General features: G+C 42.3%; 12 protein-coding genes, 1 tRNA gene and 1 pseudogene. 9 read left to right on the forward strand and 5 right to left on the reverse strand.

Features of this window, described 5'->3' with window-relative positions:
* Positions 1-64: 64 nt before the first annotated feature.
* Positions 65-1,168, forward strand: coding sequence for a peptide-methionine (R)-S-oxide reductase MsrB (gene msrB, locus VCM39_RS15935; RefSeq protein ID WP_322932866.1), 1,104 nt, complete (start codon positions 65-67; stop codon positions 1,166-1,168).
* Positions 1,169-1,379: 211 nt separating this feature from the next.
* On the opposite strand, the gene VCM39_RS15940 is transcribed toward msrB, so the two are convergent.
* Positions 1,380-1,556 carry a histone H1 gene (locus VCM39_RS15940; RefSeq protein WP_002562150.1) on the reverse strand — a complete coding sequence of 59 codons (177 nt, stop codon included), beginning with the start codon at positions 1,554-1,556 and terminating at the stop codon, positions 1,380-1,382.
* A gap of 150 nt (positions 1,557-1,706) precedes the next feature.
* On the opposite strand from VCM39_RS15940, the gene VCM39_RS15945 reads away from it, so the two are divergent.
* From VCM39_RS15945 to VCM39_RS15955, 3 genes are all read left to right on the forward strand, one after another.
* Positions 1,707-2,348 carry a helix-turn-helix domain-containing protein gene (locus VCM39_RS15945; RefSeq protein ID WP_195450231.1) on the forward strand — a complete coding sequence of 214 codons (642 nt, stop codon included), beginning with the start codon at positions 1,707-1,709 and terminating at the stop codon, positions 2,346-2,348.
* Between the two features lie 159 nt (positions 2,349-2,507).
* Positions 2,508-3,143, forward strand: a complete 636-nt coding sequence (locus tag VCM39_RS15950) for a hypothetical protein (RefSeq protein WP_002562153.1) — start codon at positions 2,508-2,510, stop codon at positions 3,141-3,143.
* A 210-nt stretch (positions 3,144-3,353) separates the two neighbouring features.
* On the forward strand, positions 3,354-5,453 hold the full coding sequence (locus tag VCM39_RS15955) for a KamA family radical SAM protein (protein ID WP_289293299.1): 2,100 nt from the start codon (positions 3,354-3,356) through the stop codon (positions 5,451-5,453).
* A gap of 98 nt (positions 5,454-5,551) precedes the next feature.
* Here VCM39_RS15955 and VCM39_RS15960 read toward each other — a convergent pair whose 3' ends face one another.
* Both VCM39_RS15960 and VCM39_RS15965 read right to left on the reverse strand, forming a co-directional pair.
* Positions 5,552-7,138, reverse strand: coding sequence for a SusD/RagB family nutrient-binding outer membrane lipoprotein (locus VCM39_RS15960; RefSeq protein ID WP_323673985.1), 1,587 nt, complete (start codon positions 7,136-7,138; stop codon positions 5,552-5,554).
* Positions 7,139-7,158: 20 nt separating this feature from the next.
* A complete protein-coding gene (locus VCM39_RS15965; RefSeq protein WP_323673980.1) occupies positions 7,159-10,266 on the reverse strand; it encodes a SusC/RagA family TonB-linked outer membrane protein in 3,108 nt (1,035 codons plus the stop codon).
* A gap of 135 nt (positions 10,267-10,401) precedes the next feature.
* On the opposite strand from VCM39_RS15965, the gene VCM39_RS15970 reads away from it, so the two are divergent.
* The 5 genes and pseudogenes from VCM39_RS15970 to VCM39_RS15990 all read left to right on the forward strand — a co-directional run bounded on the left by VCM39_RS15970 (position 10,402) and on the right by VCM39_RS15990 (position 12,496).
* Entirely contained in the window at positions 10,402-10,983 is a 582-nt protein-coding gene (locus tag VCM39_RS15970) for a uracil-DNA glycosylase family protein (RefSeq protein ID WP_322932863.1), read from the forward strand.
* A gap of 12 nt (positions 10,984-10,995) precedes the next feature.
* Positions 10,996-11,349, forward strand: coding sequence for an arsenate reductase family protein (locus tag VCM39_RS15975; protein WP_322932862.1), 354 nt, complete (start codon positions 10,996-10,998; stop codon positions 11,347-11,349).
* Between the two features lie 65 nt (positions 11,350-11,414).
* Positions 11,415-11,487 (forward strand) — tRNA-Trp (locus VCM39_RS15980).
* 277 nt (positions 11,488-11,764) lie between these two features.
* Complete coding sequence (locus tag VCM39_RS15985; RefSeq protein ID WP_322932861.1) at positions 11,765-11,896, forward strand: hypothetical protein; 132 nt, start codon at positions 11,765-11,767, stop codon at positions 11,894-11,896.
* Between the two features lie 34 nt (positions 11,897-11,930).
* Positions 11,931-12,496, forward strand: a pseudogene (locus VCM39_RS15990) (ORF6N domain-containing protein).
* Between the two features lie 304 nt (positions 12,497-12,800).
* On the opposite strand, the gene VCM39_RS15995 reads toward VCM39_RS15990, so the two are convergent.
* Both VCM39_RS15995 and VCM39_RS16000 read right to left on the reverse strand, forming a co-directional pair.
* Positions 12,801-13,979: an energy transducer TonB gene (locus tag VCM39_RS15995; RefSeq protein WP_322932858.1), complete on the reverse strand. Its 1,179-nt coding sequence runs from the start codon at positions 13,977-13,979 to the stop codon at positions 12,801-12,803.
* A complete protein-coding gene (locus tag VCM39_RS16000; protein WP_025867424.1) occupies positions 13,976-14,545 on the reverse strand; it encodes an RNA polymerase sigma factor in 570 nt (189 codons plus the stop codon). Before VCM39_RS16000 ends, VCM39_RS15995 begins: the two co-directional genes overlap by 4 nt.
* Positions 14,546-14,714 lie beyond the last annotated feature (169 nt).

Raw genomic sequence — 14,714 nt, forward strand, 5'->3', positions numbered from 1 at the left:
TAAAAAAGAGTTGAATGATACAAGTGAAACACACCACTATTTTGTTATATACTATATGAAAAGTATGAAAACAATCGTTATAACTATACTGCTCTTCATGGGCTGTTCGCTGACAGGTAATGCACAGAGCGTGCAGAGTACTAAACTCAAAAAACAGGAGAATAACAATATGAAAGATCAAAAGGAAATATATTTTGCCGGTGGTTGTTTCTGGGGTACAGAACATTTTCTGAAACAAATCAGGGGTGTAGAGAGCACTCAGGCAGGTTATGCAAACGGAAATATTGCCAACCCCACATACCAACAGGTGTGTAGCGGAAATACCAATTTCGCCGAAACGGTAAAGGTAACCTATAATCCACAGGAAGTAGAGCTTCCTTTACTAATAGATTTATACTTTAAAACAATAGACCCCACCAGTGTCAACCGGCAGGGAAACGATCGCGGATCACAGTATCGTACAGGTATTTATTACACGGATAAAGCTGATCTGCCGATTATACAAACTGCTGTAGAAGCATTGGCAAAGAACTATTCAAAGCCACTCGCTATTGAAATAAAACCATTATCCAACTTTTATCAGGCAGAAGATTATCACCAGGATTATCTGGATAAAAATCCGGGAGGGTATTGCCATATCGACCCGGCTTTGTTTGGACTGGCCAAAAAAGCGAATGCTCCCAAAACGACAGCAAAACCTGTTTACAAGAAACCGGATGACGCCACACTTCGTGCCAAGCTCACCAACGAGCAATATGCCGTAACACAAAAAAGTGCTACCGAGCCAGCCTTTCATAATGAATATTGGGATGAGAAACGACCCGGTATCTATGTAGATATCACTACCGGCGAACCATTGTTTATATCTACTGATAAATTTGATTCAGGATGTGGTTGGCCCAGTTTCACAAAACCAATAGATAAAACATTGGTGAAGGAAAACATGGATACCTCTCATGGCATGAGACGTATAGAGGTACGCAGCAAGACCGGAGATGCACATTTAGGACATGTTTTCACAGACGGTCCTGCAGATAAAGGAGGGCTACGTTATTGTATCAACAGTGCTTCCCTGCGTTTCATCCCCAAAGAAAAGATGAAAGAAGAAGGGTATGGCGAATATCTGAAACTGCTTCCCGCAGGGGGAGGTACGGCAAGCGGTGGTTAATTGAAACACAACTCTGAATATAGTTCACCACAGAGTCTCACAGAGTGACACGGAGTTTTAATTATTTTTTTTAATCAGATAAATAACACTCAGTGGAACTCTGTGCGACTCTGTGGTGAATTTCAGTCATAAACGCCCACTCCCAACAGCTATAAAATAAAAAAGCCAGTCCTCACAAGGTCTGGCTTCGCATTTCTCTTTATTCAAAAAATTACTTTTTTGATTCTTCCAAAGACACTTTACGGAATTCTTTCATTGCTTTTTCAATTTCCAATGAAGCCTTACGTGCACGTGTTCCAGCAGCTTTATTACCGTTTTCGATCTGTGCATTTGCATCCTTGTTGAAATCAGCTACAAGAGCTGCGATTTTTTCTACTAATTCTTTCATGATCCTTTTTATATTTTCTTCGTTAATAATGATTGGCAAAAATACATTCTTTCCCGAAATAAACACATAAAAACAATATTTTTTTTGAAATAATCCGCGAAAAATCATCTAAAAAAGGCGGTTTCGGCTTTTTTCTTTACTTTTGCAGCCATGAAACCACTTACAGATACCGAATACATACATATTTTAATAGCTGAGGGAGAGCACCAGCAACAGGATTTTAAATTTGAAATTTCGGATGCCCGCAAAATAGCCAGAACATTGTCGGCCTTTTCCAATACCGATGGCGGGCGTTTACTCATCGGCGTTAAGGACAATGGAAAAATAGCCGGTGTACGTTCAGACGAAGAGAAATATATGATAGAAGCAGCGGCTCAACTCTACTGTCTGCCCGAAGTTCACTACTCCATGCAAACATTTCATGCCGAAGGACGTTCTATATTAGTGGTACAAATAGATGAAAGTGCCCAAAAGCCGGTATATGCAAAAGATGAAACCGGCAAACCACTGGCTTATATTCGTATAAAAGATGAAAATATACTGGCTACTCCGGTACATCTGCGTGTATGGGAACAAAGTGATAATCCGGTAGGAGAACTGATACAATACACCGAACGGGAGCAACTGTTGCTTGATCTGCTCGAAGCGAACACCTCACTTTCATTAAATCGATACTGCCGCCTGGCAAATATCCCGCGTCGTGCTGCCGAACATTTGCTGGCTAAATTTATCCGGTTTGATATAATAGAACCGATATTTGAGAATCATAAATTTTACTTCAGACTGAAATAGATAAGATGAAAGATATAGAAAAGGATATTGAATGTTGGTAGACGGTTTAATTACGAATTTTAAGTGATGAATGATGTAATAGTTGGTGTAAATCAACTTATTTAGTACTTTTGCAATCGCAAACTCGAATTCATAATTCAAAATTTATAATTAATATATATGAGCATATTTGCTAACTTATTCAAGAAAAAAGCCGAAGCCGACGGAAAGGCTGTAGGTAATGTAGAAGATTTCGTGTCATTGACACGCGTATATTTCCAATCGGTAATTGCTGTAAGTCTTGGTATCACCAATATCCGTTTTCTCCCGGATGTAGCGCAATTCAAACGCCTGTTCAAAATACCCACTCAGGGAGGAAAACTGGGATTAGGCGAAAAAGCAGCAGCCCGTAAAATGTTAATGGAAGATTATGGAATCAGCGAATCATTTTTCAAAGAAATCGATTCTTCAATAAAAAAGAACTGCCGTACACAAAACGACATACAGGCCTATTTATTTATGTATCAGGGTTTCTCTAATGACCTGATGATGTTAATGGGTAACCTTATGCAGTGGAAATTCCGTATGCCGTCTGTATTTAAAAAGACGCTTCGCAACATGACAGCAAAAACCGTACACGATGTGTGTACCAAAACAGTATGGAAAGCAGATGACGTACACAAAACAGCGACTTCCGTACGACAGTACAAAGAACGTCTCGGCTACTCCGAACAATGGATGACAGAATATGTCTATAACATTATCTTATTGGCCAAGAAAGAGCCTAAACGTAAGAACGAAGATGTCAAAGCATAAATGTTACGAAACAAAAAATAATCGTAAAAGAATGCAGCTATAGAAAAGCGGAAGTCACGTACTTCCGCTTTTTTTTGTATATTTATGCCTAATAATGCGCCAATAAATGACTCGTTTCGTTAAATATACCGATTTATCCGGGAATATTTAGCGTAGATGTTTGGTGCATGTACATTGACATATTGACCACCAATAAAAGAAAAATCGCTTATGAAACAAAAGAAAATGCTAACCCTCACTCTTTCACAACTGAAACAACTATACCAACAGGAGTTACCGGAACTCTGCCAACTGGCCGGTCAAAGTATTAACGATAAAGACTTTAGAAACAGCCTCGAAAGATTCCTGTCACTCCATCCGCAAGCTGAAAGTAACCCGGGTAAGCAAATTCGACTCCTTATCAATTACGACGGAACAAATATCCACGAACTCTCCACAGGACAGGACATGCCTGTACAGACTCTTTCAGTACTCCACCAGTTTCTCATCGGGCAACTGGAAAATACAGATCTGGTAACAGACTTATTCATAGACTTATTCTATCTCTTCAAAAGACTGGATGCCCCCGAAATGCCCCTCCCCTCTCCACAACGGATAAAAAGCCGTACCGAACGCTGGGTCACCGGACTGGATGAAGAAGTCATGGAACTCCGTGCACAAAACAAAGAACGAATGCTGCACGTACTGATACAGAAGATTGAAAACCGTAAATCCGGTTCCACCCGTTTCAAATTTGACGAAGGACTGAGCTATGACGAGAAGTATCAACTCGTCAGCCAATGGTGGAACGACTTCCGTTTTCACTTGTCAATGGCCATAAAAAGCCCTTCCGAATTAAACCGCCTACTGGGAAATTCACTTTCCAGCGAAACGATGTATCTGCTTTCGCGTGCACGTAAAAAAGGAATGCCCTTCTTTGCTACTCCTTATTACCTATCACTACTTGATATTACCGGAGACGGATACAATGACGAAGCAATCCGCAGTTATATTCTTTATTCCCCCCGTCTGGTAGAGACATATGGCAATATCCGTGCCTGGGAAAAAGAAGACATAGTAGAAGCCGGAAAGCCCAATGCAGCCGGATGGTTACTTCCGGACGGGCACAATATTCATCGCCGTTATCCGGAAGTTGCTATCCTGATACCGGATACCATGGGACGGGCTTGCGGCGGATTGTGTGCTTCTTGCCAGCGTATGTACGATTTCCAGAGCGAGCGTCTGAATTTTGAATTCGACAGCCTGCGCCCCAAAGAATCCTGGGATAAAAAGCTACGCCGCCTGATGAGTTATTTCGAAGAAGACACGCAACTGCGTGATATCCTTATCACAGGTGGAGATGCACTAATGAGCCAAAACAAAACATTACGAAACATTCTGGAAGCTGTATACCGGATGGCCGCCCGCAAACGGAAAGCTAATCAGGAACGTCCGGAGGGAGAAAAGTATGCCGAACTACAACGTGTACGTCTCGGTTCGCGCTTGCCAGCCTATCTTCCGATGCGTATCAATGACGAGCTCGTTGAGATTCTTCGTGAGTTTAAAGAAAAGGCTTCAGCTATTGGTGTGAAGCAATTCATCATCCAAACACACTTCCAGACACCATTGGAGGTCACTCCGGAAGCACGGGAAGCCATCAGCAAGATACTTTCTGCCGGGTGGCTTATCACCAACCAGTTAGTTTATACCGTAGCAGCTTCCCGGCGAGGACATACAACAAGACTGCGTCAGATACTCAACTCCCTTGGAGTCGTTTGTTATTATACCTTCTCAGTGAAAGGCTTCAATGAAAACTACGCTGTATTTACCCCCAACAGCCGCTCCTTGCAGGAACAGCATGAAGAAAAGATATACGGTCAGCTGACACCGGAGCAAGCTACAGAACTGTACACCCTACTCGAAAAAGGAGAAGACACAGCAACTCGTATCCGTCGCTTCATGAGGAAACACCACCTGCCTTTCCTGGCTACCGACCGAAGTGTACTCAACCTCCCTGCCATAGGCAAGAGTATGACGTTCAACATGGTAGGTCTTACTGAAGACGGAAAACGTATTCTCCGCTTCGACCATGACCGCACACGCCACCATAGTCCGATCATCGATAAAATGGGAGAAATTTATATTGTAGAAAATAAATCGCTTGCCGCTTATCTAAGACAATTGGGTAAGATGGGAGAAGATCCCGAAGACTACGCCAGCATATGGAGCTACACAGAAGGTGAAACAGAGCCCCGGTTTAGTTTATACGAATATCCGGAGTTTGAGTTTCAAACCACTGACAGAATGAGTAATCTGGAAGTAGAAGGATAAGCTACCCAACTACAAAAATAAAAAACCTCCGGAGCAATGGGCTCCGAAGGTTATCCACTATAAATGGCAATATTCTTTCATAGTCATAACAAACTAACTTACCAATTACGCCCGGTATCCCACCAAAGACGCGTACCTCCATTGTCTTCTCCGCCCAACGCATCCACTAACTTACGGTATTGTTCTCCGTCCTCCGTCTCTAATGAACCGGGAAAGTTCAGACGACGAACCATTGTTTCCGTATCAATACAATGATTCCGGCTATTATTAAATCTTACAGGGAAAAGACGCGGATAACCTGTCCGACGCTGTTCTGCCCATGCCTCACAACCTTCGGGAAACATAGCCAACCATTTTTGAGTAATGATCTTTTCCAGTTTAACCTCCCGATCTGCACTTTCTATCCAGCGTGGAGACACCTGACAACGAGCCTTTATATTATTATCGGGATCATACGTATCAACAAAATCAGCAGCCCGATTATCACTGTTCAGATAATCGTCTGTCGCAGTCAGATTGTACTGGCGGAAAGAGGAAGCCACTCCTTGCTTATAGCATTCTCCCGCATCCTCTGATGTCCAGCCACGCAATGCCGCCTCCGCACGAAGAAACCACACCTCGGCGGCAGTCATTAAAACCGCATCTGTAGACTGATCTACCGTCAGCTTCGACAAAGTGTTATAACGATTGTGGGCAAAACAAGTCCCCTGACGAATGCCGCGATACTCTCCCTTTAAATCCGGAGCCGTACAATGTTCAAAATAAAATTCCCGCCGGGGGTCAACGTAACCATTCATTATAGATTCTATAGAGGCATTCATATAAGTCTCATTCCACACACGGTTGAGTTCACCAAGTGGATTGGAGTATCCACTACCGGTAGAGACAGACGCCAATTCGGTAGCATACTCAAAAACGCCATACGCATTATCTAAAGCTTTCAAGAACTCCGAGCGGGCTTTCAACGGACTCACCACAGCTAAACGCATGGCAAGCCTCATCCGCAAAGAGTTGGCAAACTTAATCCAGGAGCTATATTTCCCATCAAGCAGAATATCAAAACGGGCAAACTCTGCAGCTTCCGGCATTCGTTCTATGTAATCAGAAAGAACGGTAACCGCCGTATCCAGTTCATGGAAGAACTCATCATATACTTCCTCCTGCGTATCGGGCTGATAATTGTTTTCCGGATTTGCAAAATTGGTATATACTACAGGGCCATAATAATCTGTCACACGATGCATCACCTCTACTTTCAGAATCTTTGTAATACCAAAGAATGCCGGCTGCCCTGTACGGGTATGGATTTCCGACTGATAAATCTGAGGAAAGATATAAGCATACGTATGTCCCCACATCGCACTATTCCAACCGTCCTGCATATTATAATCGGAATTATGGCTACCTCCATTCAGGGGCTTGGCATCGTGCATATATCCACAGAACATATCAGCATTAAGATTCTGCGTCAATTGAAAGGGCCAGTTCTTGCCTTTGCCATAATCATAATTAAAATAAATACCCTGCTGAATAATGCCCAGACGAATACCATGATCATTGTTATCCGCTTTCAAATCTTCATCGGTAATGCCTGCCAAATCGGTATTGTACTCTCTGAATTGGGAAGTACAGGATATCAGTATCGACCCTATAAACAAAGACAGAAGAATCATATTCTTTTTCATCATTTTACCCCTCCCCTGCTTTAAAATTCACATTTAATACTGAATCCCCAACTACGTGTCGTGGGCATTCCATAGACTTCGATTCCCTGGTTATCATTTCCGGTAGAAAGTACCAGATCGGGATCAAAAGGCGCTTTCTTGTAAATAAAAAAAAGATTGCGCCCTACAAAAGAGAGCTGTATATCTTTGAAAACTTTCGTTTTAGCTATCCATCCGGCAGGCAACTGATAGTTTAGAGAAAGTTCTCGCAGACGCACGTTTGTGGCATCATACATATAGTATTCCGTCACACCCGCACGTCCGCCAACTACGTTCTTGTAGAATCCCTTTACATTCTCTACACGATGTCCCTCCAGCACGATATATCCATCGTCCCTGGCGTCGGCCGTAGTTTTGGAAACTCCATACATATCCATATCGGCCTGGGTTTGTGAAAGAATATCTCCACCATACCGGCAGTCTATCAAAAAATAAAGGCTGACCCCTTTGTAAGAAAGAGTATGGCTCCACCCCATCGAAAAGAGAGGATTGGCATTGCCTACCTTCACCGTATTTCCGTCTCCCTCAACCTGAGGCAATCCTTTATTTTCGCCCCCGGCCTCGTAAACGATATTTCCACTGCCATCACGAACAAAAGCTTTTCCGTAAATATCGCCGATAGAACCACCTTTCACTAACTTCATGGCATAACTCGACGAAAAACTGGTAGGACCGTAAACAAACTCCTTTAACTGTTCATGCAGTTCGATAATCCGGTTCTTATTGGAAGAGAAATTGAGTGTTGTTTTCCAGATGAAGTCCCGCTTCATCACAGGTGCGGCATCCAGTGTCAGCTCCCAGCCCTCATTCTGTATATTACCGGCATTGACATACCGATAGGCATATTTATCTCCGGATAAAGCCGGCAGCTTGAAGAATTGATTGCGAGTATTGGTACGGTAATAAGTGGCATTAATGCCCAGACGATTACTAAGGAAACGCCACTCGGTACCTACTTCCACAGAGTATGTCATTTCAGGCTCCATCTCTTTAAAAGGAGCCGCATCACTGGCCTGCACTTCACCGCCGGCAGTAACGTGTGAAACCGGATTGGTGATAAACAGTGGGATATCATTACCCACTTTACTGTATGTACCGCGCACTTTACCAAAAGAAACCCATTCCGGCAAAGCTATCAGTTTATTCAGAATAAGAGAAGCACCAACAGAGGGATAGAAAAACCCCGTCCGCTCATGCCGGGTGTAAGCCAGAGTAGAAGCCCAGTCATTACGGGCGGTCACATCTACAAAAAGGCTCTCTCTGTATCCCACCTGTGCTGTAGCAAATACCGACTGCAACTGCCTGTGAGCATCAATCTTCTGATCGAGGCTGGCCGAACCGTTCATAATAATATTGGCCAGATTAAAGACATTGGGAAACTTCAAGGAAGCCGTCTTAGAGTCGTAACGGACAGAATTTACGATCTTGTCATTAATGCTGGCACCCATAGCGGCATCCAGTGAGATGTCACCCCACTTCTTCTTTGCCGTTGCCATCACATCTCCATAAAGCAGTACCTCCTGATAATCCATTTCAATATAGCGACCATTCACTCCCGCCAATGCCGGAGCTGTAGAAGCATAAAACTTCTGCCGCAATTTGTCATTTGCGTAATCCATAGTACCACGTGCCTGGATATCGAGCCAGTCATTCACCTTCACACGAGCAGACAAAGACGTAATAATTCTGGAACGGGTGTCTTTACTCTGGATACGATTGACAATCCAATAAGGGTTTTGCTCAAAATCTTCAAAAGACGTATGCCAATTCTGTACATTGAGCTTACGATCTTCATCATATACTTCAAAATGATCTTTATAATAAGACAGATCTTCGCCACGAGGAAAGCGATACAATCCCACCAGGGGATTCATATAAAAACCTCCGGTAACAGGTTTGTTCTTTACTACCTGGCGCATCACATTCACACTGCCATCCAGTTTCAACCGGCCATTGAACAAAGAGGAGGTTTCGCGGAAATTCAGATTGTGTTTGGAAAGCTGATTTTTATCTATAATGCCCCTTCCGCTGGTATTGGCATAAGAGAAATAATTTTGTAACTTCTCGTTTCCATGGCTCACAGATATAGAAGTAATGGAAGTAAAACCGGTACGAAAGAAATTCTTCAGGTTGTCCTGATCCGGCAGTTCGGCCTTTGCTCCCCAGCTATCTACATCATCACTCACCCCATAGCGGTTTTGCATTTCAGGAAGACTAAAAGCATTATCAACGGTCAGGCTGGTAGAGAAAGATACTTTATGAACTCCGGACTCGCTACCTTTTTTAGTGGTTATCAATATTACCCCATTAGCAGCCTGACTACCATATAAAGCTGCAGCCGGAGCACCTTTCAGAATCGTTATACTCTCTACATCCTCGGGATTCAGATTAGAAATGCCGTCGCCTCCGTCACGATTGCCGGCATTGGCTGTACCTCCAATAGCCGAATAGGCTTGTTCGGAAGTAGAGTTGAGCATCGGAACACCATCTATTACATATAAAGGCTGATTATCACTGACTACAGAACGTATACCACGAATACTGACCTTAGCTGATGCACCCGGTCCTGAGGAATTCTTACTAATTTGCACACCTGCTGCTTTTCCTGCCAGTGCAGTAATCATATTAGGGTCCTTCACCCGGTTCAGTTCATCACTTTTGAGCTGCATAGCCGAATATGAGAGAGAAGATTCCTTCTTTTCAATGCCAAGTGCAGTGACAATAATAGGATCAAGCATCACGGCATCTTCTTTGAGTAGTATCTCAAATTCAGTTTGTCCTCGTACAGGCACTTCCTTAGTCTCACATCCCACAAAGGAAATTTGCAGAACAGCATCCTGTTCTACTACTAAAGAAAATTCACCCTCTGCATTAGTAATGGTTCCATCGGGCTCCCCTTTCACTTTTACAGTAGCTCCAATCAAAATTTCTCCTTTGGAATCGACGACGTGTCCTTTTATCTTTTTTCTTGAAGAAAACTGGTCTGTGTGTTTATCATATTCTATATTAATAGCATTACACTCTTCTATTCCCAAAGGAGGTAAGAGCATTAAAAACAGGTATAAAAGAGTCCTTTTAGTAAGTAACATGTTCATTTCAAATAGATTGTGCTTATACAAAAGTACACAATAAATTCTAAAAAAATATTTTTTAGGTAACGTTTAAACAAAAGAGTTCTCAGAAATAGGTATTATCACTATTTTTGTTGCAAATAAACTGTAAATATGGAAATAGAGATAGAAAATCATCCCCTGGAACCGTTTTTACCTCCGCATGCAAAATTGTTAATGCTGGGCAGTTTTCCGCCACAAAAGAAAAGATGGTCTATGGATTTTTATTATCCAAATTTAAACAATGATATGTGGAGAATTGTGGGACTCCTGTTCTTTGACAACAAAGATCATTTTCTGAATGAGTCAAAGAAAGCTTTTTGTCGTGAACAAATCATTGATTTTCTCAATAAAAAGGGGATTGCCTTATTCGATACAGCTTCTGCCATACGACGTTTGCAGGATAATGCTTCCGACAAATTCTTAGAGGTGGTTCAGTCTACTGACATAGCTGCTATGCTCCGACAATTACCGGAATGCAAAGCCATCGTAACCACCGGGCAAAAGGCTACAGATACCCTCCGCATGCAATTCAATGTAGAGGAACCCAAAGTAGGCGACTTTTCTGAGTTTGTGTTTGAAAACCGCCCGATACGGCTCTACCGGATGCCCTCTTCTTCCCGTGCTTACCCATTAGCATTGGATAAGAAAGCAGCTGCTTACCGTATCATGTACCAAGATTTACAAATGCTTTAAAATAATAGAAATATGAAACCAATCTTTTTGCAATACCCAGCGTGTAGCACTTGCCAAAAGGCAAAAAAGTGGCTGACTGAAAATAATATTGAGTACACCAACCGTCTCATCGTAGAAAACAACCCCACCGTAGAAGAGCTGAAAGCATGGATTCCACTTAGTGGACTGCCGGTAAAAAAGTTTTTCAACACCAGCGGACTGGTCTATAAAGAGCTGAATCTCAAAGAGAAGCTTACCACAATGAGCGAAGAAGAACAGATAGCCTTGCTGGCTTCCAATGGTAAACTGGTGAAACGTCCATTGGTAGTGACTGATCATTTTGTATTAGTGGGATTCAAACCCGATGAATGGGAAAAACTAAAATAGTTGAAAACTTCTTTGCAGAAGTACTTGCAGATTCGGAAGATTATTCTACCTTTGCACCCGCAAACACGGGAGTAGCTCAGTTGGTAGAGCACCGGTCTCCAAAACCGGGTGTCGGGAGTTCGAGCCTCTCCTCCCGTGCATGATTAAATAGCTGTAAGTTTTTTGACTTACGGCTATTTTTCGTTTATAGGTCGGGCAAAGGTCGGACGGTAAAAGCATAATCCATACTCATTAGTTTCATCCACTTCGCAAGGGTTCAACGGAAGGCCATGTATTTCGAGAAGGAAGGAACGGACGTACGAAAAGAGGGTAACACACCGTATTGGACGGGTGCAAAATAGGAAAATGATGCGTCAGGAGGTAATTTTTTGTTCTATGTTTGAGTTTGAGTGGTTAGGGTATAGTTATAATAACAATGCGGAAGTTGACAGGAAAACGGAGGTGGAAGAGGACGGGAGACGGAAAAGGAGCGTTGGTAACATTTGCGCCGGATGTTGTTCGACAAGAGAAAAAGGATGGTAATAATATAGGAGAAATGAAGAATTAACTCTACTTTTGTGATACAAAAAATAAAATAGGACATGGATGAATTACTAATTATTCAAAATAAAATATACGAGATACGAGGTCAGAAGGTGATGTTGGACTTCGATTTGGCAGAGATGTACGATACAGAGACAAAGTATTTGAAACGTTCTCTGTAAAAAACAACCTCCGTCGCTTCCCCAGCAATTTCATGTTTGAACTGACTAAGGAAGAATGGGAAGATTTGAGGTGCAGAATTAGCACCTCAAAGAGGGGAGGTACCCGGTATATGCCCTACGCATTCACCGAACATGGTGTCGCCCAACTCTCTTCCGTACTCAACAGTAACATTGCAATAGATGTAAACATACAGATTATACGCGCCTTTATTGCTGTCCGCCAATTGATAGCCAATCCTCCGGTAGACCGTATTTCAGAGTTACAGGTGGAAGTTAAAGAACTCAAACAATACCTCGAAGAAGTTTTTGCCGACTACAATGACATCAACGACGATACCCGGATGCAAATAGAGCTAATCAACCAAACACTGGCAGAACTGCAAACCAAAAAGGCGTGGGACGAAAGACCACGTAACCCGATTGGATTCATTAAGACTAAATAATAGCCTTTTCTTACCCTGCCATTGGCATACAAATACCTTCTATGCAATATGATAAATGGCAAATTGGTTGACTTTACTTCCGATGAATTAAATACATTATTCTTGGCTTTATCAGAACTTGGAACTAAGTTGAATAATACTTCCCAGTCAATCGCGAGACCTGGATGACAACGATAGGGGATATTTCGATATTCTCTACTAAATGGAAAAGAGTTTTCACGAGTTGAGAGCTCTTTTTTTATGCTCTGATTATAAAACAGCCTCGAATGATGGAATCTTTTCCAGTTCTTCCAAAACACTTTCTTTAGAATTTAATATTCAGTGTTACTTCTTTATCTCCCGCCAACCAGTCCGGCCCGTCTTCTACAAGACGTATTGCTTCTTTATCAGCAGAAGCACATAGACTGTTCTTTATTTTTATATTCACCGGACGGCCCTTTTTATCCACACGGAAAGTCAGTACTACTTCCCCTTTTGCCTTTGCGCATTCTTCATCTGTCGGACGGATCCTATTCTTTTTCAGGTACTTCTTATATGCTTTGAACCCTATCACAGGAACAGGCTCCGGCATGGTCAATGGCTCAACACTTACTACCGAACCTGTGAGATTCTTTTTTCTTTCAGTGCCATACCCCACTACCACAACTTCATTTAATGCCTCTTTGCTTTCATTCATGGCAATCAACATTTCTTTGCCGGTATCTGCAGGAAGAGTTATCGGTTCATAACCGATATAGTTGACCGCAATCTCTTTGTTTCCGTCTGTATCTAATGTAAAGTTTCCATTTACATCCGAAACCGTACCCTTAACGGTTCCTTTTACAAGAATATTAGCTCCCATAAGAGGTTCTCCGTTTTCATCAGTCACACGTCCTTTTATCCCACCGACCTTTAGGCCTTCTACCCTATCCTGCAACTTCCGGGCAAGATTATTATCGTCTGCAGCGATTGTAGTATCAGCCAGTTTTAATTCTTCTGAAAGGGCCACACTCATCTCTACTTCTACCGCAGATTGCTCTTTCACTTCGGGAGCAATGGTTTTGGCAGTAACAGCTGGTTTCACTTTTCGTTCCTGACTGATGAGTGGACTCATCGAATCCTTTTTCAGTGTCTTCGCCAACTTCACCTCTGCCTCAGCAGGTATCTGTGAAGGCGTTTGCAAAATAGTATCCCGTTGCAATTGTTCCAGAGCCATGAGAGTTTCTTCCGGTAATTTATCTTTTTGGAACAGGAAATAACCACCCAAACAAACACCTAACAGGAGACTGGCAGCCACACTCCAGGCAAAAGCATGATTCTGCTTCCTTTTCACCCTCATTGTAATCCGGCGGCGAAGTAACTCTATCTGTTGCTCCTGACTTTCCCCTGCGCCGTCGTAACCATCCATAGCGTCGGCAAGAAAAGGATCTCGCATCGCTTCCTTTTGCAGGCGATGAGCTTCTTTTCCTTTGCGGGTTCCTCGTATGTAGTCTAATAGCTTCATTGGGTCTGGTTCTTTATACAAATCTTTAAATTACGTTTTCCATTCTGGATATAGCTTTTCACGTTATTCAGTGTAAAGCCCGTTTGCTCTACAATATCGGCATAAGACATTTCTTCCATAAAAAAATGCATGATGCTGATACGCTGAAATTCGGGAAGCTTTTCAAGACAATGCTTCAGGGCATTTAGTTGTTCTTCCGAAGTATCTTCTTCAGATAAAAGATGCAGAAATTCATCAGATTCCACAAGGTTAATCGTATAATCGAGAGGAATTTCTTTATTTTCTTTTCTCAGTATTTGTAGACAGTGGTTCTTTGCTACCCGATATAGCCAGGGTTTGAAAACCTTTATTTCATAATGGGGTACTTTGGGAAGCAGATCTTCAAAAAGTTGCATTACTGCATCCTGTGCACGTGCTTCGTCGGTCAGATACTTGAGACAAAGACCATATAATAACGGAATATATCGGTTGTAAAGTTCACCAAAATATTCTGTTTTACCAGACGTGGCATACTGATGTAATAGCTCTTCGTCGGTCAGTTTTAATATGTTCTTTTTAAAAAACAGGACTTCTTTTTGGGCAAAGTTAAAAAAAATAAGTAAACGTAGGGATATATGGAAGGATTAAGTAATCAATCCACCACAGAGCACACTGAGTAATTATATAGTTCATTTTAAATAATTAAGCCCCTGCATACTCTGCAGTGAAATACAAAAAAAGGCTACCGAAATATCC

This window comes from Bacteroides mucinivorans (genome assembly GCF_034654355.2).
In the GTDB taxonomy this organism is placed as follows: domain Bacteria; phylum Bacteroidota; class Bacteroidia; order Bacteroidales; family Bacteroidaceae; genus Bacteroides; species Bacteroides nordii.